Consider the following 26,355-nt stretch of genomic DNA (forward strand, 5'->3'; position numbering starts at 1 on the left):
ACGCGCACGGCTACGGCTGTTCTGATGCCACCAGGCTGCGAATGTCAGACGCCGTTTCTTTGAGTGCCCCCGAGACGGCCTCGGTGATCCTCAGCGCGGACTCAGCCGGAGTTGTTTGATCCGTTTCGATGATGAGTGACCAGGCTTCATCGGTATGGGACAAGAGATCCTGGCGTGTCTCGTCCCAGGCCTTGAGCCGTGCTTCAACATCCTGATCCCCGCGGTCCCGGGACCGCTGTTCGGTGACGTGCCGCGGACTCCACAGCAACACCTTGACCCAGTCCAGGGGCAACGCCGAGACCGCGCTCACCCCGGCAACCTGTCCCATATGAAGAACGGGGATGCGGTCGGCCTCAACCAGTGCCGATACCCCGCCACGGTCAATGGCGTAGTGCGCGTTGTACCTCGCATTGCGGTAGAGCAACTCGCCCGCATCAGAGAGATCCTCGATGTGCTGAAGCGTGGTGAGACGGTAGCCCGTGGTGCGTCCCGGGCCTGCCTTGAGCCGCTGGAAGAGCGCGTAGCGCGGGTCGAGTTCGGTCAGCGCCTGGGTGACGGTGTCCTTGCCTGCGGCGGGCGGGCCGTACAGGACCACGGCGTGCGGCAGCGAGCTCATGCGTACAGCCTTCCGAGAGCGAGCTTGGCCTGGTCAGTCATGGAGACAGCGGAGCCGAGACGGTTGTCGACGACGAAGTGGCCGGTCTTCGGTGCGAAGTTCTCGTCGACACCCTTGATGTACTCATCCCAGTTCGCGAGCTTCCAGGCGTCCCGGGCGGCCGAGCGCAGGGTGATGTACTCCCGCATCGAGTCGTGGTCGCAACGGACCCAGATCACCGCCAGCTCGGCGCCGAAGGAACGGCACTTGTTGGCCAGCCGCTGTATCCAGGCCGGGTCCGAGAGCTCTTTGAGGAACGGCGCATCGAGCACGGTGGAGATGCCGGCCCGGATGTTGTCGTACGCCGACTCCATCAGACACGTGTACTCCGCATCCCGCGCCTTCTCCAGGTAGAGCGGCGAATGCCGGTCGTGCGGATCGCCACCGTGCGCGGTCAGTAGCGCCTCCACGAGCGGGCGCGTCAGCGAGTCCTTGTCGAGGCGAGGCCAACCGGTGAGGTAGCTGATGAACTCCGCTAGCTCCGACTTGCCCGAACCGGCGTACCCGCCCACCAGCACCATGTGCGGCCGGTGCGGATCACCGCCAGTGTGCCGCCGTCGCCAGGCATCGAGGATCCGGTGCCGCAAGCCGTGCTGGTCGACTTCCCCGGCCGCGTCGATCTGCAGCAGCGCGGATTCCACGGCCTGGACGTGCGCGCCTGTCACCGCGTCGTGCCGCGGGGTGATCTTCGGAAGGTGCGGAGTCTCTTCGTGTGACAGCCTGTGCCGGAACCCGAGCTCCCATGGTGTCGCGTTGTACAGCAGGCAGTACGCCCGCTGATAGCGAGGATCCGGATACGCCTTGCGGGCCTCATGGTTGAAGACAGTCTGGAAGTTCGCCTGGATCGGAGGACGGATACGCACCGTCTCCGCGATCTTCCGAAGCTCCTCGCCTGCGGCCTCCAGGGTCAATCCGTGTGCCTCGCGGCACGCCCGCAGCTTGCGAGGCTCCCACCCCGGGTGCTCTTTCCCCGCCACGCCGTTCCCGCCGATCGTCTCCATGTCCCGGAGGCTAGGACCGCCTCGCGGGACGCCGGTATCACTGCCGAGTTGAAGAGCGAATTGAAAATGCCCTCTGAGCTGCACGAATGCACTTCTGTGAGGTTCACGATAGCCACCGAATCCGTCGCCTTGGCAGGCAAGCCGAAGGTCCGGGTCCGATTGAGGTTGTCCAGGGTTGCGCATGTGCGCATTTGTACAAGAGGCCGCCAGCGGTTGCGCTGCTGGCGGCCTCTTGCCTGTGGCTATGAGCCGAGGTTCAGGTGGGAGTTGGCGGCACGCGCCGCATCCGCAAGGTGCGGGATCTCGATGACGGTGAGCCCCGCGCCTGAGAGCATCTCGAAGCCCTGACAGTCGTCGACGAACAGTGAGGGCTCGCGCCAGGCGATCACGACCCGGGCCAGGCCCGAGTCGAGGATCCGTTGAGTGCACGTGGCGACCGGCTGGCGGCGCTGGCTGCACGGTTCCAACGAGCTGTAGATCGTGCCGCCGCGCAGCTTCTCGGGGTTGCTCACCTTGGCCAGGGCCGCGGCCTCCGCGTGGACATGGAGGTCGCCGCCCTCGCGGGAGTAGCCGCGGGCGATCTCGTCTCCGTCGGAGTCAACGATGACCGCGCCGACGCTGTACGCGCCTTCGGCTGGCGGGCAGTGCTGCGCGAGCTCGACCGCCATGCGCATCCACATCTCGTCGGTGTCCGTCCAGGGAGTCTGGGTCACTGGTCGTTCTCCTGCTTGGGGAGGTAGCGCAGCAGCACCACGTCGCCGATCGTGCGGGCCTCGGCCAGCTTCATGCGGCGGGTGGAGCCGCCCGGGTAGGTGGCGGGGTTGAGGAACGAGGGCGCGTCGGCCTCACCGACGACCAGCGGCGCGATGGCCAGATGGATCTCGTCCACCAGGCCCTGGGAGAGGAACGCGGTGTGGATGGAGCCACCGCCCTCCACCATCAGCCGCTCGATACCGCGCTCGCCCAGGTCGTCCAGGAGCCGGCCGAAGTCGACGCTCTCCCCGAGCGAGACGACCTCGGCCAGATCGACCAGGCGGTTGTACAGCTTCTCCTCCCCCGCGTCGGTGGTGTAGGCGACGATTGATTCGCCGTGGTGCCAGAACTTCAGCTCGGGATCGAGATCCCCCGAGGCGGTCACGGTGACCTTGAGCGGGTAGGCGGGCTTGCCTGCGGCGACCCGTGCGGCGCGGCGCTCTTCGCTGTTGACCAGCAGCCGGGGGTTGTCGGCGCGCATCGTGCCCGCGCCGATCAGGATGGCGTCCGATTCGGCGCGGACTTGGTCGACGCGGTCGAAGTCTTCGGCGTTGGACAGCAGCAGCCGGTTGGGGCTGGTGTCGTCGATGTGGCCGTCGATTGAGGTGGCAACGCTCAGCAGTACGTACGGGCGGGGCATCGGTATCTCCAAGTAGTGGTGTGCGGGCAGCGGGTCCGGGCGGGTCACTTCTGGTGGGGAATCATGCTTCTCAGCGTGTCGCGGAAGTCCTTCACGCCCTGGACCGTCTGCCAGCTGGCCAGCTTGGCATCGAGCGCGGCCAGCTCGGTCAGGATCCGCGCGGACTGAGTGCTCGCGCCGACCGAGAGGGCCTGGAGGCCGACCCTGGCGGCCTGCTCCGGCTCCTTGGCCCCCGCGTACGCCGTAGCCTCGCGCGCCAGGTAGACGCCCCGGTCGCGGGTGTAGCCGGAGGGCAGGTTGGCGATGGCCCGGTTGAACCCGGCCGCGGCCTCTTGGTGCTGGCCGAGCGCGGCCAGACTGTGCGCGCGGTGCACCTCGATGTACGGCTCGTCCAGCCACACCCCCCACGGCGACAACGGATCGAGGTCCCGCGTCGACAGCAGATTCAGCGCTTGGTCGTACGAGCGGTGCATCTCGGCCGCGTCCCGGCGCAGCGCGAACCCGTGCGCCGCGTACACCGCGGCGACCGCGGGCAGCTTGGTGTCGGGGCGGGCCATGCCGAGCGCGGCCTCCCCGTTGTCGACCGCCAGGAACGGATCGCCCATGTCGCCGGCCAGCTGCGCCTTGCGGGCCAGTACGTACACGGTGAGGTCGGGGTCGCCGCTGGAGTAGGACCACTCCAGGGCCCGGTCCGTCCAGTACTGCGCGGCCCGGTAGTCCCCTACGTCTTGGTGCACCCACCCGCAGAACTCCGCGTACTGGGTGCGCAACTGCTTCAGCTCCCGCTGGTCGGCCCCGCTCCGGGTCTTAAGCAGGGCCTCGATGACGTGGATCTGCTCGGTCGCCTTTTGGAGCACGGCACGCGGCCCCATCAGGTTGTCCATGTCGATCAGCAGGCGCCGCATGGTCTTGAGGTCCTGGATCGGGTCTGTATCAGGGAGCAGTAGGGGCGGGGCGCCGTCGGAGGAGGCGAAAGCGGCAGTCGGCACGGCTGCGGTAAGAGCAGCCGCGGCGCTGATGCCGAAAAGGGCGCGGCGAGGCACAGACACAAAGACGACCTTCCCGTCTTGGAGGATGGGGAGAGAAATCTCCTCCCCGCTCCACGGTGTCTCCGTGTCCGGATTGCCTGCCAGAGCCGCCGGGGCTTTGGCTTCATGAGCCCCGGTTTTGGCTCCATCACGGGCAGCCTGGCTCCGGATGTCGATGCCCTCGTCGATCATCTTGCGCAGCCGTACGAGAGCGCCGTCGGCCCCCACCGCACGGTCGTAGGCGAACACCACATCGAGGGTCGGCAGCTGCTTCCCGCGCTCGGATCTGCCCAGGTAGCTGGCGTGGTAGTTGATTCTCACGCTGAGCTTTGCAAGCGAAAGCCCAGGATGTTTGTCCCTCCACGCACGCATCTGCGCACCGAGGTAGTGGGCGTCGCTCTCGTACGGGGTCAGGACGCTCGGAGCCTGTCCCACACCGCCTCCCCCCTCCATCCAATGGAGCTAAGCGCTGGCGTCATACGGCGTCATTGCGGATCTGGAATCCAAGTCTCCCAAGGGCAAATCTAGTCGTGCAGCCGGTCACGACTGATTCGGAAGGAGCGGGACATGGCGACAGCAGCAGCCACCACGGTCGGCTTGACCCCGCCTCCGGTGGGCATCGCATCGGCGCTCGAAGCAGTGCTTCCTTCACTCGTTTTCAACCAGCAGCACGCACCCAGTGAAAGCCGCGTTGAGCGAGAACCGATGCGCATCGTGATACACCCACACTCCGTCCTCCGGTTGGCTTGTCCCACCGATCACCGCCGATCCGGAGAGGGAAACGCGAGCATGTCGTCAGGCGTCGAACTCGTAGTCCAGCACGTAGACCGAGGCGTCCAGGACCATCTCGTTGACCTCGATGACGCGCCGCTCGGCGGTCCACGCGGTGCGTACGAGCTGGATGACCGGACTAACGATGGGAAGCTCCAAGAGCTCAACTTCGTTGGTGGAGGGTTTGCGCACCCGCAGCTCTTCCCGGAAATGGACCGGAGCGTGATCGAGCTCGGCGAGGCGGGCGTACGTACCGCCGGGACCCGTGTCCGGCTGAGTGATGGCGGATCCGAGTACCAGGGCCTGCGGCAGGAACGAGCGCGAGAGCAGCACCGGGCGGCCAGCAATGACGAAGCGACGGGACCGGAGGCAAGCGGTCTGTCCTTCTCCCAACTCAAGCACGGCCGCGATGTGAGTGGGAGCGGCGGTCTCTTCCACTCGGAGTTGGTCGACGACAAGCTCGCGAGTCTCGTCTGTCGACCAGATCGAGGCTCCGGAACCCCAGCGGTCCCTTGCCAGACGTTGAATGCCGTGGCGCCGAATGGGGGCGAACTGCTGGCGGACGAAGACGCCAGTGCCCCACTTCGCTTCGATGATGCCGTCAGCCTTCAGTACATCCAGCGCGCGGCGAACGGTCATCGGCGACGCGCTGAAGGCGCTGGCGAGGGTGGTTTCGCCCGGCAGCTGGTCGCCAGGACCGTACTCGCCCGCGTCGATCGAGGCACGGAGGCCGTCGGCGATCTGGATGTACTTGGGGGGCTTTCTGCCCGGCATCGGCACCTCGTTGTCTTCGTTCCGGCTTCTCTTACGAACCCTACGACTTCTCTAGGACAGCAGTCAGGACCCCTAGGGCAGTGCTCCGGGGCTGGTCGTATCGCGTGCTCTCCAGTCTCATTCGACTCAGGAGGCTACAACCCTAGGGGAGTTGTTGACTCCTATAGAGGAGTAAGGCAGGGTTGTGGGTGGCCGGAAGGCTGGGCCACAACTCCTGTGGGGTTGGTGTGGGCTGCCGGTCTGCCCTGTTCGTGGGGTATGAGCAAGCACGCACTTACACAGATGGGCACATGCGCATCTGCGTGTCCTCTGACAGGGGATGATGTGGTTGTGACGGACCAGATCTCGAAGGGACGGACCCGGATGAGCACAGCAGGTGGGCGCATGGGCGGCTCCTCGTCGTGGAGGGGTGGGGTGAACGGGCACGTGCCCACGGCCCGTGTCGCCCCGGCTGTACCCGAGCGGCCAGCCGAGGCTGGCTCGCAGACCGAGGAGCAGAAGGCGGCGCAGCTGCGTCAGCAGAGGAATGTGACCTACGCGGGGTACGCGGGCTTGGTGGTCGTCGTCGCGATTGCCGCAGCGATGTCCTGGCACGGCCTGGTGGGCTTTGCCGAGCGGCAGCTGAACATGGCCGCGCCGTGGTCGTACGGTGTCCCGGTCAGCCTGGACGTGGCCGCGATGCTCTGCGGCTTCCTGGCCCTGCGGTCGGTCATCTCCCACGATTCCGCCGCTGGCCCCCGCTTTCTGACGTTCCTTCTGGTGGCGAGCTCCGCAGCGGCGAACTACTACCAGGCCGAGCACATGCCCGGCACGGAGGACCACACGGCGGCCGCGCTCTACTTCGGCGGCATGTCGATCCTGTCCTGGTTCCTGTGGGACGTGGTGCTGCGCCAGATCCGCCGCTCGATGCTCAAGACGATCGGTGCTGTGGAACGGCCTCTGCCGAAGTTCCGCCTGGTGCGCTGGATCCGCTACCCCCGGGAGACCTTTGCGGCTTGGTCCGTCAGTGTCCGCTACGGCCTGACCAGGCCGGACGAGGCGCTGGAACGGGTCTGGGAGACCTACGAAGCCAAGGAGGCGGAGGAGGAGATCCGCGAGCTGGAGGAGCTGGAGCGGCTGCCCGAGGGGATCACGAAGAAGAGCGCGGTGGAGATGGCCTTCAAGGCTCTCGGGAAGACCGACGTCCCTGCCGCCATCGAGTGGTGCGCAGACCGCGGCGTGACCGTAGATCGATCGTACGGGTACGAAGTGGCTCGGACCTTCGCGCCGGAGCCGAAGCTGCTGGAGCTCAAGGCGGCAGGTGCGCGATGACCTAGGGCCCCACGTGCCCACGGCGGTCTGACCACTGCCCGACGGCGAACTGAATGCTCACCCACAACGCAGTACGGGAGTGGCGGGTCTGACCGCCCGCCACGTCCCCCGCCGGTTGCGCAGATGCGCACCTGCGCAGGGCACAGCCAGCACAAAAGGAGATGGGCGGGTCTGACCACCCGCCCACCTCAGGAGACGACGCTCACCCACTACAGCGAGGTTCGTCATGCCTAGTCTCGCACTGTCCTTAGTCCCTGCCCACATCCCCCCACTGGAAGCCCGCACCGACCCGACGGCTGCCCTCGCGGACGGCAGCGTCACCGACAACCCGGCCCTCGGCCTCGTCCAGTGGATGCTCACCACCCCGGTCGGGTTCGGCTTCACGGTCGCCCTGCTGATCGCCGGGGCCTGCTTGTTCGACGCCCGGGTCCGCAAGGCGATCGCCCCGCTGTGGCGGCTGGTCACCGGCGGCCTGGTGTTCGTCGAACCGGGCGCCTGGGACTCGACCTGGTCGCGGCCGGCCCCGCACCGCCCAGAGAATCAGCCGATGTTCCGGGGCGAGCGGGTCCCGCGCACCCGGTGGGCGAAGGCCCCCGGCTACATCCGGATGGCGGTCCGCTGGGGCCTGGCCCTGTACGGCTGGGCGCTGTACGCGGCGCCGTGGCTGACGCTTGCGGCCTCCATCGCTCTGGTGGTGTCGGTGGCCGTGCACCGGGCGCTGCGCCTGGTCCAGGACCGGGTGTTCAACCGCACGATGGGCGTCTTCGCCCAGGGCGCTGCGGTGCTGCTCGACGACGGCAGCGACCCGCGCCGCTGGATCGCCGCGCCGAAGGTGCGCCTGACCTGGCTGCCGGTCGCCCTGGACCCGCGGATCACCCGGGCCGCCCGCAAGGTCTCCGAGGGCCTGGAGCACAAGCTCGGCAGGCTCGCGATCCCGATGCTGCGCATCCCGCTGGAGGACGACGACGCCCGGATCCGGGTCTCGCTGGACGCGGGCCTCATCAACAAGCCCATGATCCAGGAGTTGGGGCGTCTGGGCACCGCCCGGATCCCCGAGGGCCCCTGGAAGGCGCACCACCACGAGGCGGGCCTGGTCCTGGAGTTCAAGCACCCCGAGCGGCCCCCGGCCGACGTGGTCTACGACCAGGACGCCAGCCGCCAGTTCGCGGTCACCGAGGTGCCGATCGGCAAGAAGGCCGGCGGGCACTGGGCCACCATCAAACTGGCCGACCTGACCCCGCACACCGTGATGAGTGCGACGACCGGCTGGTGCAAGACCACCCTCGCCAACGTCTACCTGGCGCACGTGCTGGGCAACGGCGCCCGCGCCTTCATCAACGACCCCAAGCGGATCGGCTACGTCAGCGCTTTTGGCCAGCTGCCGAATGTCACCATCCATACCACCGCCCGGGGCTGGCAGAAGGCCAACGACATTTTTCTGGCGGAGATGGAGCGCCGCTACGAATTCATCGAGCGCTACCCGGAAATCAAGGAGAACCCTCTCGACTACTTCGAGCCGTGGTTCCTGGTCAACGATGAGCGCGGCTCGTACGTCTCGGACCTGAAGGACCTGGCCAAGGCCGACGAGGAAAAGGGCCTTCCGCTCACCCTGCGTAAGGAAAAGAAGATCCTGTGGCAGTCCCGTGCCGCCGGTATGTACATGCTCGACCTGGCGCAGCAGGCCAACCTCCCGGTCTTCATCGACTCGGACGGCCGCGACCAGCGTATGGCGCGTATCGCGTCGGGTCCGCAGACCCGCAGCTCCTGGGTGATGCTGTTCCCCGGAGTTTCCAAGAGGTCGATTCCGATGAAAAAGGGCCGGGCCATGTACGGAATCGGTGTCGACAGCCCCGTGGAAATTCAGCTCGCCCGCATCACGGACGAGGAGGCACGCGCCTTCGCGATCGGCGGAATTGCGATAGGAGAGCGCGAAAATGCGGCCCGTGCGGACCGGCTGAAGGCGCTCACGGAGGGCGCTGCGGGCTCTGTCGCACCCAGCGACTCACCCACTTCACCTGACAAGATCGCTTCGAGTGTCCCGGGACAGTCCCGCGACACAGCGACAGGGGCCCCCGAGGAGCCGAACGGCTACTTCCTCAAGGGCAATAACCCCGCAGGTGAGACCGCAAATGCCGGGCAGCGAATTATCGAAAACGCTCAGTCGATCATTCCTGCGGCATCCGCAGAAAACGATCAGCAGACCTCCGGGAGTGTCGCAGGTGGCGACATCAGCGAAGAGGGCTTGATCGTCGGAATGGCGGGGGGCGCGGCCTTCCTGGAAATGACCTACGACGGCTTCAAGAAGGCCCGTGAGCGTCGCCCGATTCCCGGAGAAACACGCAAGGGAATCCAGCCCGCATGGACGGAACTGACTCTCAACGAATGGCGCGCACAGGCGCCGCGAGCGGGCGCCAACTAACCCTCTCACACGCAAGGGAAGGCACCTCATGATTCACCTCCCCGTCTGGGCTCTTCTCGGTCTCGTGATTGTCCTGTGCATCATGTTCCGCGCCGTCAGGGCATGGATCGTCATCGTCGCTGTCGCCCTCGGCCTCTACGTGGCGCAGACCCAGTTCGGCCAGGAAGCCAAAAGAGGCGGAGACCAGGTCGTCAACAACGTGAACGAGCGCCAGAAATAGCGCGGGAGCATCCCGCCGGACACACCCCGGTGTGTCCGGCCGGACGCCCCCACCGGCACCCGCCCCGGATGCCGATGAGGGCGCCCGGCCACCCGGGCCAGGCCCCGATCGACGACTCGATGGAGGAATCGAAGATGGCGTCGCAGGCACAGCTCAACCGGATCATCCGGACTACTGAGAACAAGCTCGCATCCGTTCAGCGCCGCGAGCTGGGTCACCTGACCGGGGCGGAGCGGCGCGCGATCCTGCGCCACACCACGGTCGGTGCGATACAGGTCGGGCGGGGCAAGAGCCACGGCCGCGCCGACTCCCGCGCCGAGCAGATCTGGGGCGAGGCCGAGAACCGGCTCCGCGCCGAACTCCAGGCCGCCCGCAGCCTCCTTCAGCAGCACACCACCCAGGCCGCCACCGCGAAGGTCAACCGGCGGGCCGGAAGCAGCTGGTGGTGACGGGGGTGCTGTTCTTCTCCCTGCCGCGCCGGGCCCGGATCGCCCTGCTGTTGTTCGTCGTCCTGCCGATCCTGGTCGCCTCGTTCATCGGCCTCCCGGACGGCGCCGGCGCCCCGCTGCCCCGCGGTGTGGTCGTCGACCGGACCGACACCCGCGTCACGGTCCGCACCTCGGAAGGTGTTCGCCGCATCGTGCGCGTCGACGCCGACCAGGCCCGGCACTGCGTTGGTGGCAGCGCCTTCCCGACCTGCCTCACCTACTGAACTCCCCGGCCACCGGCTCCCCAGAAAGGGCCCGATATGCAGCAGATCCTGGACGACGAGACCCTTGAACTCGCCACCCGCACATACGACACGGTGCTGCTGTCCGAGGGCGGCAGCCCGCTCGGCCACCTCCGCAAGCAGGCCGACATCCACCAGGCCCACACCACGGTGGCCGCGCACTACCGCGCCATGGAGCAGGCGGCGCAGGCCGCGTACGTCGCGGTCGACCACACGGTCAACGAGTTCCCGGCCACCCTCGGCACGCTGCTGTGGGACGAGCACTGGATCGGCTACCCGGACCCGGAGGCGGCCGAGGACGCCAACGGCTCGGCCGTCGCCCACCTGGGCGACGGGGTCTGGATCCACCACGCCGTCACCACCAGCAGCTTCGACGACGGCAGCAGCGTCCGCTGGCAGGTCTCCGAGCGGCACACGCTCACGCTGATCGCGCCCTGCTCCTGCGGCCAGGGCTACCGGACCCGGGGAGTCGCCACCGAGGACGACCTCCTGGAGGCCGTGCACGAACTGACCAGCGAGCCCCGCTCGATCTTCAAGCACCACTGCCCGCACAACTGCGGCTCCGTCCACGCCGACTCGTAGCACCCCGCGCCGCCTGCCCGGCCGGGCCGACGGCACCCCATCCGAAGGGAAGACCCGACATGACCCACACCACCCACACCCCCGCCCGGCTGGACCCCCTCGACCCGGGCACGCCCGCCGGCCGCGTGCGCAGGCTGCGTGCCATGGCCGGCCTCGCGCACCAGGAGCTGGCCTACGACGCCGCCGAAGCGCTCGCCCGGCAGCGGGAGCAGGCCGTCCACGCTGCAGACCAGCTGGTCGACAGCGCGTACTGGGAGACCCTCAAGCCGCTGCTGACCTGGTCGGACTGGACCGGCTACCCGGGCTTCGAGGACGACGAGGGCCGCTACCACCGGCCGTGCGCAATTGCGCATGTGGGCGAGGGTGTCTGGCTGCACGTCGAGACCCGCAGCCGCGGCACCGCCGACGACCTGTACGGCGCGCTGTCCCTGATCACCCCGTGCGCCTGCGGCAACGGCTACCTGGACCTGGGCATCGAGGACGAGGCCGACTTCCTGGCCACGTTCTACGAGTACGTCGGCTCCGCCGACACCGGCCCGGTGGCCTGCGCATCCGAGTGCCACAGCATCACCCGCACCGTGCTCGCCCGGCTGAACGAGCACTGAATACGCCTCGGGGCGGTCGCAACCCGGCTCGCAACCGTCGACCGCCCCGAGACCCCGGACTTTTGAAGAGACCCGGAGGCACCATCATGACCCCACCGGTCACCAACTTCGAGACCACCCCCACGACTTCGTCGCTCCGGCGGTACGCGCCGAAGGCGGCCCCGGCCATCGCCACCACCACCGTGCTGACCCTGGCCCGGCTGTGGAACGCCAACGGAGCGGAGCACTCGGCCAGCGCCGCCACCTTGATGGGCGTCCTGGCACTGGGCACCGCCGCGGCCGGGGTCGTCGTCACCAACGGCCGCCACGGCGACCCGACCTCCTCGGCACTCACGTTCACCGCGGCCGGCACCCTCGCGGTCGCCGGGGTCGCCGCCTACAGCGACGAACTCCCCCTGCCGCTCCTGCTGTGGGCCGTCGCCACCGTCCTCGCATACGTGCTGGCCTTCCGGTACTGGCGCGAAGACCGCCGCGACGGGGACGCGCACGGCCGCCACATGGAAACCCTGCGCGAACAGCACCGGCACGTGGAGACCGTCACCACCATCCAGGCCCGCGCCCTGGTCGACTCCCGCTACCTCGAACTCCAGTCGGCCCAGGAGAGCACCCGCCAGGCCAGCGCCCTGGTCGACGCGCTCACCACCCGCGCCCAACTGCCCTGGCCGGACCTGTCCGCTCTCGCGCCTACCGTCCCGCCCCAGCAGCTCACCGCCCGTACGCCCGCGAAGGAGGAAGTCCGGTGACCACACCGCCCCGCATCGACCAGATCCTCGGCAGCGAAGGCGCCGGCGCCTTCATCCGGCAGTGCGCCGACGACCTCGCCCACCAGGACCAGCTCGCCCCCGGCACCGCGCTGCGCCTGGCCTGCGAGCGCGTCGCGGACGGCGACCCGCTGCTGATCGCGGCCCCCGGCCAGACCTGGACGCTGCGCGAAGACGTTGACATCGACGACGCCCCCGCCCGGCGGTTGCAGGTCCACGCCCGGCTCACCACCCCGCCCCGCGTCCTGGTCTCCGACCTCGACGACCCGGGCGGCGAGATCGACGAACTCCTCCTGGAGGTCCTCGACCTGTACGAGCTCACCGCCTGGACCCGCGACCTGGCCGACCTGGGGGTGAGCTGACATGCGGGCCGAGGCTCCCAGGCATCCCGTGCCCGAGCACATCCCCGGGCACCTGGCCGAGGCCTTCGCGACGACGCGGGGCCGGGCGATCTCGCCGCACAGCCCCTACCGGAGCGGCGACGCCGTCCAGCGGCACGGATACGCAGGCAACCTGCCCGGCTTCGCCCGGACCGGATTCCGCGGCTGGGTCGTCGCGACGGTGGGAGGCACCGTCCTCACCGGCATCACGCTGACCGGCCAGGAGTGGTGGGAGTACTGGGGATCCCTCCACCCGGACGGCCAGCCGGTGGACATCTGGGACCACTGCACCTGCTGCCGAGACCAACGGCGCCCGCTGCTCCAGGCCTTCTACGCCCAACAGCGCGCCGTCCCCGTGCAGCTCGGCCTGTTCGCAACCACCTGATCACCCATCCACCCCACCGGCCCGAGGAGATCACCGTGCGCGAGATCGTCACCCACCGGCTGTCCGGCCACCGTGATGCGGTCCGCTACATCCGCGACACCGTGCCGGAGGCCGTTCGCCTGGTACGCCAGGCGAAGTCCGGCCCGATGCCCCGTACCCGCTGGGTGCTGACCACCCTGGACGGCCTCCATGAAGTCGGGGCGGAGTCGATCGGCCGCGCCGTCGGCGTGCCCCGCTCCGTGTGGGAGAACGACACGCTGCACGGCGAACACGGCCCGTCCGACCGGCCCTACGCGTACACGGTGATCGCCCCGCACGGCGTCGACATCCTCATCGCGGTGCGCGAAGCGCTCGACGTCCTGGACGGCGTCCTGGTCCACGAGCCGGTGCACGCCCTCCAGATCGGCCGCGCCCGCCGCGACGAGACCGCCTTCATGCTCCACGAATACGGCGTCCACCCCCTGTCGGCCTGGCAGCTCCGCCGCGCCCACCAGCGCCGCCGCCACGACGAGGCCGAAGCCCAGCGCATCGAGCACCGCCTGCTCGCCCGCCTCTGACCCGGACCGCACCCGCACCTCACTTCCACCCGAAGGAGATCACCGTGAGCGAGATCGTCACCTACCGGCCGCAGCCCGGCGACAACGCGGGCAGCATCCCGCTCGGCATCGACCCCGCGACCGGCACCCCGATACGCCTCGACCTCGACCAGCACCCGCACCTGATCATCCCGGCCGGACCCCGCCGGGGCGCCACCGCCACCCTGCGGATGATCGCCGCGTACACCGCCGCGCACGGCGCGGAGGTCACGCTGCTGGTGCCCAAGCTGGCGGGCTACGAGCCGTTGAAAGACCAGGACGGCATCCGCATCCACCGCGACACCGGCACCACCATCGAGGCCCTGCACGACTTCGCCGACTCCATGACAGTCCTCTACCAGGACCAGGAGGACGGGGCCGAACTCCCCTACCGGGCCCTGCTGCTGATCGAGCACCTAGAGACGCTGACCGCGCACTCCCGCCGGGACGAGCACCTGCACCGCGCGCTGCTGCGCCTGCACGAGGTGCTGCGTATCGGTCGCGGGGTCCGCCATCACCTGGTCGCCGCGACGTGCAGCTACTCCCTCGCGCAGCTCACCCCGGCCCGCGAGGCCTGCGCGGTGCTCGCGCTCGGCCCGCGCACCCGCACCGAACGCGCGCTGCTGCGCCTGGACCGTCAGCCGCGCACCGGACCCGGCGCCGGCGTGGTGAAGCTGCCCGGCCAGCCGGTGCGGGACATCCAGGTCACCTACCTGAGCCCCGAGCACGCCCGCGACCTCGTCACGACCGCCTGACCCAACCACCTCACACAACCCAACGGGCGCGCGCCCTTAACCGCGAAGCCAGGACGCGCGCCCACACCTCACACGGAGGCAGAACCGAGATGACCACACCCACCCGTGTCACGGCAACCCGCACCCCGATCTCCGTCCGGCTCCGCCAGCACCTGGCGGCCCTCGCACAGGTCATCGACCCCGCCCTGCTGGACGAGATCGTCGCCGACGTCACCGCACTGGAGACCGACGCCGCCTACCTCCTGCTGGAACGGGACAGCGCCTGGCAGCACGCCGACCAGCGGCTGCACGAGATGACCACCGCCGACCGCGCCGCCTTCGAGAAGGACGAAGAGGAACGGGACGCCCTCGCCCGGCTCTGGGACGGATTCACGTACGACCACCTCACGCAGCTGGAGTCCGTCGTCCCCGTTGACGAGGCTGCTGTTGCCCGGGGAAAGCAGCGGCTCCTCGACTGGATGGCCGACCAGCCCGAGTCCGACGACGACGCGTCGGCCGGCACCGCCCTTGCCACCCCGACGGGAGGCGAGCGGTCATGACCTGCTCCGAGTGCGACGGGCGCAGCTGCGTGCCCGTGCAGTCCTTCCCCGCCGGCGACTGCCGCTCCTCCCTCGCCGCCAGCCACGCCGCCCAGCTCGACCGCGACCTGACCGGCGCCGACTCCCACGTCCACTACGTGGTGCGCGGCGACAAGTTCACCGTGGTCCGCCCCCTCACCCCCGCGTCGGCGCAGCAGGAGGTGACGGCATGACCGCGTCCACCAGCCGTCGCCGCAAGGCCTGGAACCAGGGCAAGACCGGGACGGGGCGAGCCGCCGCCGACTCGCCCGTGATCGAGCGGTGCCCGGTGGAGGTCTGCGGGACCGAGGCCACCGGCCCGGCCCCGATCAAGGGCATGGTGAAGGTCCGCGTACCGGGATCGGCGGAGCCCGCCCGCTGGTACTGCCCCGGCCGCTGCCACGCCATCGGCCAGGCCCTCGCCGAACTCCGCTCCATCCCCCCGCAGGGCACCAGCCCGCAGCGGAAGGGGCGATGATGGACACCTCCCCCGCCATGGCGGTCGCCGTACGCGCACTGACGATCTACCAGCCCTGGGCAGACGCAATTGCGCATTTGCGCAAGGACATCGAGAACCGGAACTGGGTCACCCCGTACACGGGTCTCCTGCTCGTCCACTCCGCTCAGCGCGCCGACCAGGCCGCCCTCAAGGAAGCCCCCAAGGACCTGCCCGGCATTCGCGGCGCGGTCATCGCCCTCGCCTGCCTGACCGGCTGCCACCAGTGCGACGGGACGTGCAGCACCTGGGCTGAGCCGGGCCTGTGGCACTGGAAGCTCACCGATGTCACCGCGCTGGCCAGCCCGGTGGCCTGCCTCGGCGCCCGCAAGCTCTGGGTGCCCTCCAACGACCTGCGCGCCCGCGTCGCCGACGCCCTGGCGCCCGAAGCCGCCGGCCTTCGCCAGCAGCTGCTCGCGTACCCCACCACCCGGAAGGACCCCAGCCAATGACCGCGAGCATCATCCACTTCCCCGCCACCCCGGCCGCGACGGCCTCGGCCAAGACCACGGTGCCCTCCGGCCCGCTCCCCGGCACCTCCAGCCGCCTCGCCCGGATGACCGTGGACGACCTGCGCGCACAGCTGGACGGGCTGCCCGGCTGGGCCGAGGTCCGCATCGAGGTCGGCGGCGCCCACCCCGCGATCTGGGAGGCCGCCTACGGCCGCGGGTTCCTGCTCCTGTTCGCGGACGACAGCGACCCGGACCTGCTCACCGCATTCGGCGAGTGCACCTGCACCGAGGAGAACTGAGGACCGATGAAGCTCACCATCGAACGTGACGACCTGGCCGACGCGACCCAGTGGGCCCTGCGTGCGATCCCGTCGCACCCGCCGGTCCCGGTCCTGGCCGGGATCCTGCTGGACGCACAGAAGAAGGACACCCTCGGCATCTCCGGCTTCAACTACTACGTCTCCACCCGGGCCGCCGAGCAGGCGGAGACCGCTGAGCCCGGCCGGGTCCTGGTCTCCGGACGGCTGCTCGCCGACATCGTCAAGGCGCTGCCCAAGCGGCCGGTCCTGCTGGCCGAGGACGGCACGGACCTGGTCCTCACCTGCGGCAAGGCGCGTTTCACGCTGCCCACGCTGCCGCTGGAGGAGTACCCGGCCCTGCCGAAGCTGCCCGCCGCGAGCGGCACCGTCGACGGCGGCCTGTTCGCCGACTTGGCCACCCGGGTCGCCGCTGCGGTCGACCGCGACCCGGCGGTGCCTGTCCTGAGCGGTGTCCAGATCACCTACGACGCCGAACACCTGCTCCTGGGGGCCACGGACCGCTACCGGTTCAACGTCGCCGAACTGCCGTGGACCGCGAAGGCGAAAATCAAGCCGGGCAAGGTGCTGGTGCCGGCCGAAATCCTCAAGGACGCCGCCAAAGTTCTCGTAGCGGGCGAGCAGGCCACCCTCGCCTTCACCCCGAACATGTTCGCCGTCAGCGTCTCGGACCGGCACCTCACCGGCGGCCTGATCGACGGCGACCTCCCCAAGTACCAGAGCCTGTTCCCCACCGAGTTCGCCACCGTGGCCACGGCCGCCACCGCCGAACTCGCCGCCGTGGTGGGCCGGGTCTCCCTGGTCCTGGCGAAGAACGCGCCGCTGTTCCTCGACATCGCCGACGGGGAGATCACCGTACGGGCGGGCACCCACGACACCGGCACGGGCCTGGACAGCCTGGACGCCACTCTCGAAGGCGACCCGCTCACCATCGCATTCAACCCGAGGCTGCTCACCGAGACCCTCCACGGGATCGCCGCCGACCGGGTCCAGCTCAACCTCACCACCCCGGTCAAACCGGCCCTGCTGCACGCCCCGGACCAGGCCGCCACCTACCGCGCCCTGCTCATGCCGGTGCGCACCACCGAGACCACCCCGAAGGAGGAATGACACCGCCGTGCTGAGCCCGCCCCGGGTGCGGCCCTGAACAGGGCCGCACCCGGAGGTGTCCGCTTTTCCACGGACTCTGTCCACAGGGCTTGTCGAAAAAGATCAGCCCCAGGCCCACCGAGCAGAAAGGTTCACCGATGACGACCCGCACGACGACCAGCGCCGCCACCGACTTCGACGACACCGACATGCCCACGGCTCACCAGGCCCGGCAGGCTCCGGTGCAGGGCGACGCCCGCGCGGCGACCCGGCTTCGGCTGGCGAGCGCAGCCGCTCGCTTCCGCCGGGCCGCCAATCCCGAGCCCATCAGGGAGGAGTGACCTCGGGTCAGGGACGCGCGTTGCGCTGGGCACGGACTTACCACCCACGTCCAGCGCAACACGCCGAACCTGGCGGTCGTTGCACACGATGCTGGTGAGATGCGATAGCGTCACCGAATCAATTGATTCGCCCGACGTAGGGGGTTGGACGATGGCGAAGGACAAGGCCACTGAACGGCGGCTCACCTTCCAGGAGATCGCGGTACGCGGGAACAGCTCACACACCCGCGTCCGGAAGATCGTGGCCGCCGGGATTCTCGGCGACTCCGGCTACCAGCCGGGCAACCAGGACGGGGTCCCGGAGGACGAAGGCGACCTGATCGCCACCGTGCTGCGGGCCAGCGTCGCCTCCCCCACCACCGCCCAGATCCTGAAAGCCAACCCCGGCATGGTTCTCGAAGCAGCGCTCGCGCTGGCCGAACTGGCCCGCCGACAGCTGGAGCAGTCAACCATTCGAGCGGGCGGACAGTTGAACGCCGCAGCATGATCAACGACTGAGCACAGCCCCGAAGACACGATAGACAACTGCACATAACCCCTGATGGGGGCCTCGGAAAGAGGAAAGGCGCCCCAATAGCGGCTGCGAAACCGCTGGAGCGCCTTATCCACCCGGCTGGTAACCGGGCTTACTGCTGGCCCCTTGAAGGGACTCAATCGACATCTGGAGAGTACCCGACGATGGGCTCCGTAGGCAGATCGGCCGCTTTTCATGAGCGTGCCTCCCTCCACCTGATCACCGAGAAGCTGGACGAGCAGCAGTGCCGTCCGCGGCTTCGCGGCTCCGATCACCTCGACTCACGCTGCCCTGCCCACGACGACTCCCGCCCCTCCCTGACCGTCGACTGGAAGCCCAACCCGGGCCGCGTCCTGGTGTGCTGCCAGACCGGATGCGCCCCCGACGACGTCGCGGCCGCACTCGGCCTGACCCTCGCCGACCTCTACGACGAACCGCTGCGCCGTGGCGACGGCCGCCGCTCCCAGGGCCGCCCCCGCCGTCCGAAGCCCGCGAAAAAGATCACCCAGAAGAAGGCTGCCAAGGAGTGCGAGCACACCTTCCGGATGACGGGCATCGAGTACCCGTACTGCAACGAACAGGGCACCCTGCTCTTCGAGGTCGTCCGCCAGGCGTGCACCAACTGCGGCAAGAAGAACTTCCCGATCCGCCGCCCCCACCCCGAGCGCGCCGGGAAGTGGATCTGGAAGTGGCCGGAGGCCGATGCCTCGCGTCCGCTGTACCGGCTGCCCGACGTGCTGGCCGCCGTCCGCGACGGTCACACCGTCTACATCTGTGAGGGCGAGAAGGACGTCGCCGCGCTGGAGGCCGCGGGCGTCGTCGCCACCTGCAACCCGGGCGGCGCCGCCAGCGTCAACCGCCCGACCAAGTGGCGCGACGAACACACCAAGGCCCTGATCGGGGCCCGCGTCGTCATCGTCGCCGACCGTGACGAGGCCGGGTACAAGCACGCCATGGCGGTCGGCACCACCCTCCAGGATGTCGCGGCATCCCTGGACGTCGTCGAAGCAGCCGAAGGCAAGGACGCCCACGATCACCTGACCGCCGGGCACGGCCTCGAAGACTTCCAGCCGTGCACCTGGGGCAACGCTGCTCCGGCCCCCACCGAACTCCCCGAGTCCGATGCCGAGATCATCGACCTCGGCTCGCGCCGCAAGGGCGGTGGCCCCGGCGGTCCCGGTGGTGGCGACGGCGGCTCGGGTGGCGGTGGCACCGGAGGCGGGGCCGGCGGCGACGGCGAACCCGCCCCCTTCCTGATCGTCGACGACTTCGCCGTGGTCGACGGCGTACTCGCCAAGCGCAAACGCAACCGCGGACCCAAGCCCAAGGCGCCCCAGCGCCCCACCTTCGTCCAGGTCATCGACGCCGACGTACGCGTCACCCGGCTCTACACCCTCGACAACGGCGGCTCCGAGAAGCCGAAGCCCGCCAACGGCACGGCCACGCAGGCCGACGACACGAAGCCGAAGAAGACGGCCGCCCGCAACCGGACCCGCGGCTACGACCTGGAGGTCACCAAGAACGGCGACACCATCACGGTCGAGCGCGTCACCCGCGAAGAATGGGTGAAGCTCGACTGGGTCGACCGGCTGCCCTTCGACCTTTCCTACGCCGACACCCCCACGGGCCGCTCCGATGTCCGCAACGGCATCCTCGCCGTGTCCCAGCCCGAGACGGTGTCCGCGTTCGCGCTGCTCGGCTGGCGCGAGAACATCGACGGCCGCCGGATCTACATCCATGCTGGGGGCGCCATCGACGCCAGCGGCCCCGTAGAAGGCGTGGATGCCCAGCTCCCGGACCAGCTCAGCGGCTACGCCCTCCCGGCCCCGCCCACTACCCCGGAGGCGCTCCGGGAGGCCGTGATGGCCTCTGTGGCGCTCCTGGAGAAGCTGCCCGCCCGCGTCGCCGCACCGCTGCTTGGCGCGGCCTACCGGGCCGTCCTGGGCGACGTGCACCGGCCGATGATGCTGCTCGGCACCAAGGGCACCGGGAAGTCCTCGCTCGCCTGTCTCCAGGCGAGCCACTTCGTCCCCGGCATCACCGTCGACGCGATGCCGATCCCGGCGGGCGAGGACTCCATCACCATCCCGACCCTCTCCAAACTGTTCCACTGGGGCGGCGACGTGCTGCTGCCGCTGGACGACCTGGCACCCGACAAGGGCCTGGAGCGCTCACAGCAGCGCGCCAACCAGATCATCCGCGCCATCTTCAACGCGACGGGCCGCCAGCTCTCCCAGAAGGACGGCAAGCTCCAGGCCGTCCTGAAACCGCGGGGCATCGTCGTGCTGACCGCCGAGTTCCCCGCCAGCGCGGGCAGCGCCGAAGACCGCGTGCACTACGTCCCCCTGGTACAGGGCGAGTTCCGCATCCGCACCCTGATCGAGCTGTCCACCCCGGAGCTGGCCCACGGCCGGGCGGCCCTGACGGCCGCGATGGCCAAGCACTACGCCCCCCAGATGCCGATGACCGACCACCTCAAGGAACAGATCGCCCAGCACATCGGGGAATTCGCCACCGAGGACGCCGCCAACGAGGGCCAGGACCTCCGGTTCTCCGAAGCTGTCGCCGAGTTCGCCACCGGCTGGCGGGCGATGCTCGACATGGCCACCGCCAACGGCGCGCTCACCGACAGCGAGGCCGAGGATCTGTGGACCCGCGCCAAGGCGGGCCTGACCGAGGCCAAGGCCCGCCAGGCCAGCGTCAGCAACCGCCGCAGCGTTCCCGAGCGCTTCGCCGACCTCCTGCTGTCCGTCTTCATGTCCCGCGGCCACCTCGTCTCCAGCGACACCTCCGGCGCCCCGGCCCAGCCCACCGCGCTCGGCTGGCAGATCCTCAAGGCCGACACCGACTACGCGGAACTGCGCCCGCGCGGCGTCGCGATCGGCTGGACCGACGGCACCACGGCCTGGCTCGACCCCGGCATGACGTACGCGGTCATCGAGGCACAGGCGAGCGCCGAGAAAGACCCGATCAACCTCGGCAAGCGCAGCATCGGCGACGCGCTCGCCAACGCGGGCGTGCTGAGCGTGGAGAACGGAACGGACGGCCGCCGCACCGAGGTGCGCCCCACCATCCAGGGCAAGCGCCGCCGGGTATGGGAGATCCAGCTCTCCTGGCTGTTCTCCGAGGGCACCCCGCCCACCGGCCCCGAAGACGGCGACGACGGAGGCGACGGGGACGGCTCGGACGACGACCGCACCCCCGAACAGACCACGCTCGACGACGCATCCGCCCCGGAGCCGGAAGCACAGCACCAGGAAGAGCTCCCGGCCACGGCCGGGGTGCCCGCACCCCGCACCCCCGCGTCAACCCCGGCCGCCGTCACTGCGGCCCCCCCGCAGGACAACACCGAACCCAGCACGCCCCAGACGGCAAAGGAGGAGGCTATGGCCCCCACATATGCGCATATGCACACGCCCGACACGACCCGGTTCGTCGCCCCGGCAGTCGTCGTCGACACCCATGGCGGGCACCTGGCGGACGGCGCCCTGAGCAGTGTGCCCCTGCCCGAGTCGCTTGAGTCGCTGGTGGACCTGGCCGAGTGGGGCGCCACGCTGCGCCTCGGCGTTGGCCGCGAGTTCGGGCTGCCCGACGACGCACAGGTCTGGATCTGGCCCGACGTCGCCGAAAAGATCGGCCTGCCGAAGAAGCCCCCGGCCGAGGGCAAGCCCGCCCAACAGCACAAGGCAGTGCTCGCGCTGCGCGACGCGGGCTGGAACGTGGGCGAGCTGCGGGCATGGATGTCGGCATACCGGCCCGGCGGCCGTACCGTCCGCCTCGTCGTCGTCGGCTGGGAGACCCCCGCCACCTGCGAACTCCTCAAGGAAAGCGAGTACCCGCTGGACGCGGCCACCCTCGCCTACCGGATCGGCATGTACGCCCACCACACCGGCATGTCCTACCGCCTCACCCCCGGCGTCACCGGCATCGACCTCGCGCAGACCTTCCCCCACCCGCGCGCCCCCAAGCTGATCACCACCCCCACCCCGCCACCACCGGCCCGCGTCCGTACAACCGAAGACGACTACTCCTGGATGCGCGCCCCCTCGGCCGCCGAAGTCGCCATGAAGTACGTCCACGCCTACGACGCCCGCATGATGTACCTCGGAGCCTTCGGGCAGGCCGTCGTCGGCACCGGCGACACGACCCACCACCCCGAGGGCTGCGCCTTCACCAAGAAGATCCAGGGGTACTGGCTGCTCGACCCCGGAGTGTGGGAAGACATCCTGCTGCCCGACCTGTTCCACCCGGTCGGCCACCGCCCCCGCCGCACCGGCCCGCGCTGGTACGCCACCCCCACCCTCACGGTCGCCGAAGAGATGGGCTACGCCATCAACCCGATCGAGGCGCACCTGTACGAGGAGTCGACCCGCTTCTACGAGCCGTGGGCCAAGACCCTGAGGGACGCCGTCACCCTGCTGCGCGAGCGCGACGGCGACCCCGACGCGGAAGCCGTAAGGGAAGCGCTGAAAGCCACCTACCGGGAGACCTCCGGCATGCTCGCCGTGAAGACCTCCGGCAAGCTCTACCGCCCCGACCACCGCCACCAGGTGATCTCCCTGGCCCGCGCCAACATCACCCGCAAGATGTACAAGACCGCCCAGGCTGAGAAGCGCTGGCCGCTCGCCATCCACACCGACAACGTGCTGTACGCCAGCAACGACCCCGACCCGGTGAGCGCGGCCCCCGAAGCCTTCCGCATCGGCACCGGCCTCGGCCAGTTCGGAATCAAGGGCACCGCGCTCATGGCCGACGTCGCCGACATGCTCATCCCGAACAAGCGCCCCGACGACGTCCTCGACTTCATCGGCACCGGCCTCAAGCACCAGGAGGCGTAGCCCATGGCCAAGAAGATCAAGGACAAGGACTCCGCGCTCTTCGGCGCGATCACGCGCGGCAAGAAGCACCCCAAGAGCGACGACGTTGGAGGCATGCTCTCCACTCTCAAGGGCGCCGGCCTCTCCATCAAGGCCATCGCACAGCGCATGGGCAAGGGCCAGAGCACCGTCCGCGACTGGATCTCCGGCAAGAGCCAGCCCAAGCCCGAGAACCTTCAGAAGATCCAGGAGACCGTCACCAAGGCCCCCGAAGTCCGACAGCAGTCGCTCTCGCCACTGCGCGAGCAGCGCATGCGCAACCAGGGCAGCTACTTCCGCATGTCCGCCAAGATCGGATCGAAGTCCCCCGGCAGCGGCTTCAACGGACGCGAACGCACCATCGGCGGCGATGCAGACAAGCCGATCTACCTAGAACCCGAACAGATAGGCGCGATCCTCGACGCCTACAACAACGGTGACGATGTCGCCGCCATACAAGCCCTCGAAGACGCCCTCGGCGAGCAGTACTACGGCGGCATCCGCTTTGAAGAAGTGACATCCATGGAGTTCCTGCGCGATTACGGCGGAGAACGCCCCGAGATGTGACACCGCGCGAAACGGACTTAGCGCCTGGTGCCCGCGCGAAGGACGCGGGCACCAGGCGCTAAGTCCGTCGGTCGATTGAAGGTCAGTGACGGCACTGCAGCCGGTTTAGGGCCTTGATCGCGATGTCGTACGCCATGCCGGCAATGCCGAGAGTGACGCTCGGCCAGACAACACCGGGTTGCACGTGGCCCGTTGCGATCGCCGCCGTCAGCCCGCTGCCCCCGAACACTGCGGTGATCGCAGGCAGAGCCGAGGCCGGAGGCACAGGTACTTGAACCCGCCGCCACCCTGACGGCCTCTCAGGGGCGTTCTGCTTGTCTGCCGGGGCTTGGAGGTAAGCGTGGTCAATCTTGTTCCGGTTTTGGGTGCTCTGCTTTGCCTTACCTGTGTGATTCTGGGAGGGCATAGCGGTTCTCCGTCTACTGTGTGAGCTGTTTGGTGGACTGGATGTGCTGCTGCACAGGGCGCTGTCCCATGGAGGCCTAGGAACCACATGGGCCAGCGCCCCGTGTCATTTCGCCTTCTTCGCGGCCGAGTTTGCTCGGGCGATCTTCCTCCGGGTGCATGCTTCCGTGAGACGTGCACCCACCATGGCCATGGCTCCCGCAACTGAGGACGCCATCCCAAACCAGGAAGGGATGTCATTGGCCGTCCGCATGGTGAGGATGGCGGTCGAGGTCAAAAGGACGGAGGAGACGACGGCGAGTCGGATCAGGCGGGTTTGCCGACGGCGTTTCTTTTCGAGGTCTTCGAGTACCTCTTCGAAGCGTGTGAGAGCTTGACGCTTACGGACCTCCATCGTCGGCGAAGGAGCGGCGTAGGCCTCTTCGAGGGCAGTGGTCTCAGCCCAGCGCTCCCGCAGGGCCTCTCCGTCTTTAACGATCTTCTGGAGCCTGGCTGCGCTGGCCGCAGGAGCTTCGTTGCGGTCGAGAGGCGCCCAGAGAGCTTCTGCGGTAGCGGCGAGCAGGGGGTCGGGGTTCTTTCCCGCTGCGACGAGCCGCGTCAGTTCTTCATCGCTCATGTAGGACGGAGGGTCGTCCCACCGTGAGGGCATTGGAGGCAGCGATGCCTCGTCGATGTCGGCGTGCGTGCCCTGCCGCGGAGTGTCGTTCTCGGAAGTCACTCTCCTGCCCCCTTCCTGCTCTGCCTGCGCTTCTTCTTGCTCCTTTGGCTGTCCAGGTCCGCGTGCAGTTTCCTGATCAGCTCCATGCACCGGAGCCGCGCCCGGTAGAGATGGGTGCGCTCAGTGTCTTCGGGAATGCCTTTGATCTCTGCGCGTTCCTTGGCCGTGAATCCCTGCGTCTCCAAGGCCAGGCTGATCCGCTCGTGCGGTGCGAGCATGGCCAGCACCGAGTTGATCCGGGCCCTGGTCTCGTTCTGCTCGTACGCGTGCTCTGGTGATGCCGTGAACGCGGCAGCGAGGTCCGCTGGCAGCTCAGCTGTCGCCGAGACCAGTTGGTCCTCAGACGTCGGCAACTCGCGACTCTCACGGCGTCGCTTCGACCGGTACTTCTCGATCGCCCGTTTCTGCAGAACGTGCTGGAAGTACGCTTCGGGGTTGTCGATTGCTCCCCACGCCGCGTAGGTGGCTGTCATGGCGTCACTGGCCGCTTCCTCCGCATCCTGCTGACTCAGGTTGAAGGCCTTGACGGCGAACCCGATGCCGCGGGGAAACCAGTGGGTGTAGAACCGGTTGAACGAACTGGTGTGGGTGAGTGGCACATCGCTGTGTCCGGTCACTGGACCACGCTCTCTGATCCGTACATGGCCGCCGATCCTGCTCTAGGGATGGGCCAGTTGGCCCCCGACACCTGCATCGTCGACGAAGCCGCCATGATCGTTTCAGGACAATTCATGATTCTTTTTCAAGTCTGGACAACTCCAGCCATGCGCAAATACTCATATGCGCAAGCCAGTCCTTGATCGAGAAGCGATCAAGAGTCAGTGAGTTAATGCGCATTTGCGCATTCCAATGATCATGAGCAGATGCACATATACCCATGCTCTTACCTGCTGCTTTGATCCGCGAAGCGGATCACGCTTGAGGTTCGGGGCGCGGAAGCGCTCCGGGGTGGGGTTGTCCGCGCGACGCGCGGGCCCGACCGGGGGGCGGCCGAACAGGACGCGGTCCTCGGCGTCTTCTGCCGCCGCTGGGGAGTGCCGCTGATCGACGGCGGTACGGTACGGCTGCCCCGGCTGATCGAAGCAGGCCGCGCGATGGACCTGGTCCTGACCGGCCGCCCGGTGGAGGCGTCCGAGGCGCTCGCGATCGGCCCACAGCCGACCGGGTGGTGCCGACCGGGACGGCCCGCGCGGCAGCGGAGAAGCTGGCGTCGGAGATCGCCGCGTTCCCCCAGCTGTGCCTGCGCGAGGACCGCCTCTCCCTCCTGGAACAAGAGCCCCTGCCGAAGCCGGAGGCCCTGCGCAACGAACTCGCGCACGGCCTGCGGTCGCTGAAACGGGCGGGGGAGGGGGGCGGCTCGGTTCGCGGGAGGTGCGGGGCGGCACAGAGGTGTTCGGGGAGTGAAGGCGCGCCCCTTTCAGGGGCGCGGGGTACTTCGCGACCAGCCACGAACAGCCCGCAGCCGACGAACCCCATGTGCAGCGGAGCGCTCAGCCCACCCGTGACCTCCCCGCATGCGGGCTGGGGACGTCGGCGCCGACCAGGAAGAACAGGACGATGCCGAGCAGGATGCGGTAGACCACGAACGGCATGAAGCTCTTGCTGGAGATGAACTTCATGGCAAAGACCACGCGATGACGACGTATCCGACGCCGAACGCGATCACCGTGGCGAAGAGCGTCTCGCCATCCCGGGGCC

31 protein-coding genes and 2 pseudogenes are annotated in these 26,355 nt (G+C 68.8%); 24 read left to right on the top strand and 9 right to left on the bottom strand.

Annotated features, from left to right (window positions below; all coding sequences use genetic code 11):
* Nucleotides 1-10: 10 nt before the first annotated feature.
* The 6 genes from QIY60_RS32555 to QIY60_RS32575 form a co-directional block, all read right to left on the bottom strand.
* Nucleotides 11-616, bottom strand: a complete 606-nt coding sequence (locus QIY60_RS32555) for a guanylate kinase (RefSeq protein WP_283145741.1) — start codon at nt 614-616, stop codon at nt 11-13.
* Nucleotides 613-1,656, bottom strand: coding sequence for an AAA family ATPase (locus QIY60_RS32560; protein WP_283145742.1), 1,044 nt, complete (start codon nt 1,654-1,656; stop codon nt 613-615). Before QIY60_RS32560 ends, QIY60_RS32555 begins: the two co-directional genes overlap by 4 nt.
* Nucleotides 1,657-1,898: 242 nt before the next feature.
* Nucleotides 1,899-2,369 carry a deaminase gene (locus QIY60_RS32855; RefSeq protein WP_349253977.1) on the bottom strand — a complete coding sequence of 157 codons (471 nt, stop codon included), beginning with the start codon at nt 2,367-2,369 and terminating at the stop codon, nt 1,899-1,901.
* Nucleotides 2,366-3,097, bottom strand: a complete 732-nt coding sequence (locus tag QIY60_RS32860; protein WP_349253978.1) for a dihydrofolate reductase family protein — start codon at nt 3,095-3,097, stop codon at nt 2,366-2,368. The genes QIY60_RS32855 and QIY60_RS32860 overlap by 4 nt, the downstream gene beginning before the upstream one ends.
* Entirely contained in the window at nt 3,094-4,530 is a 1,437-nt protein-coding gene (locus QIY60_RS32570) for a helix-turn-helix transcriptional regulator (RefSeq protein WP_349253979.1), read from the bottom strand. Before QIY60_RS32570 ends, QIY60_RS32860 begins: the two co-directional genes overlap by 4 nt.
* 342 nt (nt 4,531-4,872) lie before the next feature.
* Nucleotides 4,873-5,622, bottom strand: a complete 750-nt coding sequence (locus QIY60_RS32575; protein ID WP_283145743.1) for a GntR family transcriptional regulator — start codon at nt 5,620-5,622, stop codon at nt 4,873-4,875.
* A 363-nt stretch (nt 5,623-5,985) separates the two neighbouring features.
* Between QIY60_RS32575 and QIY60_RS32580 the strand changes: the two genes are divergently transcribed.
* From QIY60_RS32580 to QIY60_RS32685, 22 genes are all read left to right on the top strand, one after another.
* Complete coding sequence (locus QIY60_RS32580) at nt 5,986-6,933, top strand: DUF2637 domain-containing protein (RefSeq protein WP_283145744.1); 948 nt, start codon at nt 5,986-5,988, stop codon at nt 6,931-6,933.
* A 226-nt stretch (nt 6,934-7,159) separates the two neighbouring features.
* On the top strand, nt 7,160-9,352 hold the full coding sequence (locus tag QIY60_RS32585) for a hypothetical protein (RefSeq protein WP_283145745.1): 2,193 nt from the start codon (nt 7,160-7,162) through the stop codon (nt 9,350-9,352).
* Between the two features lie 28 nt (nt 9,353-9,380).
* Nucleotides 9,381-9,572 (top strand): hypothetical protein, encoded by a 192-nt coding sequence (locus QIY60_RS32590; RefSeq protein WP_283145746.1) that lies wholly within the window; start codon nt 9,381-9,383, stop codon nt 9,570-9,572.
* Between the two features lie 68 nt (nt 9,573-9,640).
* The gene (locus tag QIY60_RS32595; RefSeq protein ID WP_283145747.1) at nt 9,641-10,021 is read left to right on the top strand and encodes a hypothetical protein; all 381 of its coding nucleotides are present in this window, start codon (nt 9,641-9,643) and stop codon (nt 10,019-10,021) included.
* Nucleotides 10,018-10,284 (top strand): hypothetical protein, encoded by a 267-nt coding sequence (locus QIY60_RS32600; protein WP_283145748.1) that lies wholly within the window; start codon nt 10,018-10,020, stop codon nt 10,282-10,284. Before QIY60_RS32595 ends, QIY60_RS32600 begins: the two co-directional genes overlap by 4 nt.
* Nucleotides 10,285-10,320: 36 nt before the next feature.
* On the top strand, nt 10,321-10,884 hold the full coding sequence (locus QIY60_RS32605; protein ID WP_283145749.1) for a hypothetical protein: 564 nt from the start codon (nt 10,321-10,323) through the stop codon (nt 10,882-10,884).
* A 59-nt stretch (nt 10,885-10,943) separates the two neighbouring features.
* Entirely contained in the window at nt 10,944-11,489 is a 546-nt protein-coding gene (locus QIY60_RS32610; RefSeq protein ID WP_283145750.1) for a hypothetical protein, read from the top strand.
* 86 nt (nt 11,490-11,575) lie between these two features.
* The gene (locus tag QIY60_RS32615) at nt 11,576-12,232 is read left to right on the top strand and encodes a hypothetical protein (RefSeq protein ID WP_283145751.1); all 657 of its coding nucleotides are present in this window, start codon (nt 11,576-11,578) and stop codon (nt 12,230-12,232) included.
* Nucleotides 12,229-12,612: a hypothetical protein gene (locus QIY60_RS32620; RefSeq protein WP_283145752.1), complete on the top strand. Its 384-nt coding sequence runs from the start codon at nt 12,229-12,231 to the stop codon at nt 12,610-12,612. Before QIY60_RS32615 ends, QIY60_RS32620 begins: the two co-directional genes overlap by 4 nt.
* A 1-nt stretch (nt 12,613) precedes the next feature.
* Nucleotides 12,614-13,015 carry a hypothetical protein gene (locus QIY60_RS32625; RefSeq protein ID WP_283145753.1) on the top strand — a complete coding sequence of 134 codons (402 nt, stop codon included), beginning with the start codon at nt 12,614-12,616 and terminating at the stop codon, nt 13,013-13,015.
* A 35-nt stretch (nt 13,016-13,050) separates the two neighbouring features.
* Nucleotides 13,051-13,572 (top strand): hypothetical protein, encoded by a 522-nt coding sequence (locus QIY60_RS32630; RefSeq protein ID WP_283145754.1) that lies wholly within the window; start codon nt 13,051-13,053, stop codon nt 13,570-13,572.
* 44 nt (nt 13,573-13,616) lie between these two features.
* Nucleotides 13,617-14,345 carry a hypothetical protein gene (locus tag QIY60_RS32635; protein WP_283145755.1) on the top strand — a complete coding sequence of 243 codons (729 nt, stop codon included), beginning with the start codon at nt 13,617-13,619 and terminating at the stop codon, nt 14,343-14,345.
* 89 nt (nt 14,346-14,434) lie between these two features.
* A complete protein-coding gene (locus QIY60_RS32640) occupies nt 14,435-14,884 on the top strand; it encodes a hypothetical protein (protein ID WP_283145756.1) in 450 nt (149 codons plus the stop codon).
* Nucleotides 14,881-15,096, top strand: a complete 216-nt coding sequence (locus tag QIY60_RS32645) for a hypothetical protein (RefSeq protein ID WP_283145757.1) — start codon at nt 14,881-14,883, stop codon at nt 15,094-15,096. The genes QIY60_RS32640 and QIY60_RS32645 overlap by 4 nt, the downstream gene beginning before the upstream one ends.
* Nucleotides 15,093-15,380: a hypothetical protein gene (locus QIY60_RS32650; RefSeq protein ID WP_283145758.1), complete on the top strand. Its 288-nt coding sequence runs from the start codon at nt 15,093-15,095 to the stop codon at nt 15,378-15,380. The genes QIY60_RS32645 and QIY60_RS32650 overlap by 4 nt, the downstream gene beginning before the upstream one ends.
* Nucleotides 15,377-15,850, top strand: coding sequence for a hypothetical protein (locus QIY60_RS32655; RefSeq protein WP_283145759.1), 474 nt, complete (start codon nt 15,377-15,379; stop codon nt 15,848-15,850). The genes QIY60_RS32650 and QIY60_RS32655 overlap by 4 nt, the downstream gene beginning before the upstream one ends.
* Nucleotides 15,847-16,149, top strand: a complete 303-nt coding sequence (locus tag QIY60_RS32660; RefSeq protein WP_283145760.1) for a hypothetical protein — start codon at nt 15,847-15,849, stop codon at nt 16,147-16,149. Before QIY60_RS32655 ends, QIY60_RS32660 begins: the two co-directional genes overlap by 4 nt.
* Before the next feature lie 6 nt (nt 16,150-16,155).
* On the top strand, nt 16,156-17,277 hold the full coding sequence (gene dnaN, locus QIY60_RS32665) for a DNA polymerase III subunit beta (protein ID WP_283145761.1): 1,122 nt from the start codon (nt 16,156-16,158) through the stop codon (nt 17,275-17,277).
* 137 nt (nt 17,278-17,414) lie between these two features.
* Nucleotides 17,415-17,597, top strand: a complete 183-nt coding sequence (locus tag QIY60_RS32670) for a hypothetical protein (protein ID WP_283145762.1) — start codon at nt 17,415-17,417, stop codon at nt 17,595-17,597.
* Between the two features lie 151 nt (nt 17,598-17,748).
* Nucleotides 17,749-18,084, top strand: a complete 336-nt coding sequence (locus tag QIY60_RS32675; RefSeq protein ID WP_283145763.1) for a hypothetical protein — start codon at nt 17,749-17,751, stop codon at nt 18,082-18,084.
* Nucleotides 18,085-18,275: 191 nt separating this feature from the next.
* Entirely contained in the window at nt 18,276-22,949 is a 4,674-nt protein-coding gene (locus QIY60_RS32680) for a hypothetical protein (RefSeq protein WP_283145764.1), read from the top strand.
* A gap of 3 nt (nt 22,950-22,952) precedes the next feature.
* Nucleotides 22,953-23,534 (top strand): helix-turn-helix transcriptional regulator, encoded by a 582-nt coding sequence (locus QIY60_RS32685; protein ID WP_283145765.1) that lies wholly within the window; start codon nt 22,953-22,955, stop codon nt 23,532-23,534.
* A gap of 511 nt (nt 23,535-24,045) precedes the next feature.
* Here the strand turns inward: QIY60_RS32685 and QIY60_RS32690 are convergent.
* Complete coding sequence (locus tag QIY60_RS32690) at nt 24,046-24,657, bottom strand: hypothetical protein (protein ID WP_283145766.1); 612 nt, start codon at nt 24,655-24,657, stop codon at nt 24,046-24,048.
* Nucleotides 24,654-25,274, bottom strand: coding sequence for a sigma-70 family RNA polymerase sigma factor (locus QIY60_RS32695; protein ID WP_283145767.1), 621 nt, complete (start codon nt 25,272-25,274; stop codon nt 24,654-24,656). The genes QIY60_RS32690 and QIY60_RS32695 overlap by 4 nt, the downstream gene beginning before the upstream one ends.
* Before the next feature lie 24 nt (nt 25,275-25,298).
* Here QIY60_RS32695 and QIY60_RS32700 point away from each other — a divergent pair, with 24 nt between their 5' ends.
* A complete protein-coding gene (locus tag QIY60_RS32700; RefSeq protein ID WP_283145768.1) occupies nt 25,299-25,457 on the top strand; it encodes a hypothetical protein in 159 nt (52 codons plus the stop codon).
* Between the two features lie 189 nt (nt 25,458-25,646).
* Nucleotides 25,647-26,042 (top strand): annotated as a pseudogene (locus QIY60_RS32705) (enoyl-CoA hydratase-related protein); the annotation flags it as partial.
* 105 nt (nt 26,043-26,147) lie between these two features.
* Here QIY60_RS32705 and QIY60_RS32710 read toward each other — a convergent pair.
* Nucleotides 26,148-26,355, bottom strand: a pseudogene (locus QIY60_RS32710) (undecaprenyl-diphosphatase); the annotation flags it as partial.

Source organism: Streptomyces sp. BPTC-684 (assembly GCF_030028635.1).
Taxonomy (GTDB): Bacteria; Actinomycetota; Actinomycetes; order Streptomycetales; family Streptomycetaceae; genus Streptomyces; species Streptomyces noboritoensis.

Bases quoted from the DNA above. Each gene is read 5' to 3' on its own strand.
- QIY60_RS32555 (WP_283145741.1), bottom strand. From the start codon at position 616: ATGAGCTCGCTGCCGCACGCCGTGGTCCTGTACGGCCCGCCCGCCGCA.
- QIY60_RS32560 (WP_283145742.1), bottom strand. From the start codon at position 1,656: ATGGAGACGATCGGCGGGAACGGCGTGGCGGGGAAAGAGCACCCGGGG.
- QIY60_RS32570 (WP_349253979.1), bottom strand. From the start codon at position 4,530: ATGGAGGGGGGAGGCGGTGTGGGACAGGCTCCGAGCGTCCTGACCCCG.
- QIY60_RS32575 (WP_283145743.1), bottom strand. From the start codon at position 5,622: ATGCCGGGCAGAAAGCCCCCCAAGTACATCCAGATCGCCGACGGCCTC.
- QIY60_RS32580 (WP_283145744.1), top strand. From the start codon at position 5,986: ATGAGCACAGCAGGTGGGCGCATGGGCGGCTCCTCGTCGTGGAGGGGT.
- QIY60_RS32585 (WP_283145745.1), top strand. From the start codon at position 7,160: ATGCCTAGTCTCGCACTGTCCTTAGTCCCTGCCCACATCCCCCCACTG.
- QIY60_RS32590 (WP_283145746.1), top strand. From the start codon at position 9,381: ATGATTCACCTCCCCGTCTGGGCTCTTCTCGGTCTCGTGATTGTCCTG.
- QIY60_RS32595 (WP_283145747.1), top strand. From the start codon at position 9,641: ATGCCGATGAGGGCGCCCGGCCACCCGGGCCAGGCCCCGATCGACGAC.
- QIY60_RS32605 (WP_283145749.1), top strand. From the start codon at position 10,321: ATGCAGCAGATCCTGGACGACGAGACCCTTGAACTCGCCACCCGCACA.
- QIY60_RS32610 (WP_283145750.1), top strand. From the start codon at position 10,944: ATGACCCACACCACCCACACCCCCGCCCGGCTGGACCCCCTCGACCCG.
- QIY60_RS32615 (WP_283145751.1), top strand. From the start codon at position 11,576: ATGACCCCACCGGTCACCAACTTCGAGACCACCCCCACGACTTCGTCG.
- QIY60_RS32625 (WP_283145753.1), top strand. From the start codon at position 12,614: ATGCGGGCCGAGGCTCCCAGGCATCCCGTGCCCGAGCACATCCCCGGG.
- QIY60_RS32640 (WP_283145756.1), top strand. From the start codon at position 14,435: ATGACCACACCCACCCGTGTCACGGCAACCCGCACCCCGATCTCCGTC.
- QIY60_RS32645 (WP_283145757.1), top strand. From the start codon at position 14,881: ATGACCTGCTCCGAGTGCGACGGGCGCAGCTGCGTGCCCGTGCAGTCC.
- QIY60_RS32650 (WP_283145758.1), top strand. From the start codon at position 15,093: ATGACCGCGTCCACCAGCCGTCGCCGCAAGGCCTGGAACCAGGGCAAG.
- QIY60_RS32655 (WP_283145759.1), top strand. From the start codon at position 15,377: ATGATGGACACCTCCCCCGCCATGGCGGTCGCCGTACGCGCACTGACG.
- QIY60_RS32660 (WP_283145760.1), top strand. From the start codon at position 15,847: ATGACCGCGAGCATCATCCACTTCCCCGCCACCCCGGCCGCGACGGCC.
- dnaN (WP_283145761.1), top strand. From the start codon at position 16,156: ATGAAGCTCACCATCGAACGTGACGACCTGGCCGACGCGACCCAGTGG.
- QIY60_RS32670 (WP_283145762.1), top strand. From the start codon at position 17,415: ATGACGACCCGCACGACGACCAGCGCCGCCACCGACTTCGACGACACC.
- QIY60_RS32675 (WP_283145763.1), top strand. From the start codon at position 17,749: ATGGCGAAGGACAAGGCCACTGAACGGCGGCTCACCTTCCAGGAGATC.
- QIY60_RS32680 (WP_283145764.1), top strand. From the start codon at position 18,276: ATGGGCTCCGTAGGCAGATCGGCCGCTTTTCATGAGCGTGCCTCCCTC.
- QIY60_RS32685 (WP_283145765.1), top strand. From the start codon at position 22,953: ATGGCCAAGAAGATCAAGGACAAGGACTCCGCGCTCTTCGGCGCGATC.
- QIY60_RS32700 (WP_283145768.1), top strand. From the start codon at position 25,299: ATGGCCGCCGATCCTGCTCTAGGGATGGGCCAGTTGGCCCCCGACACC.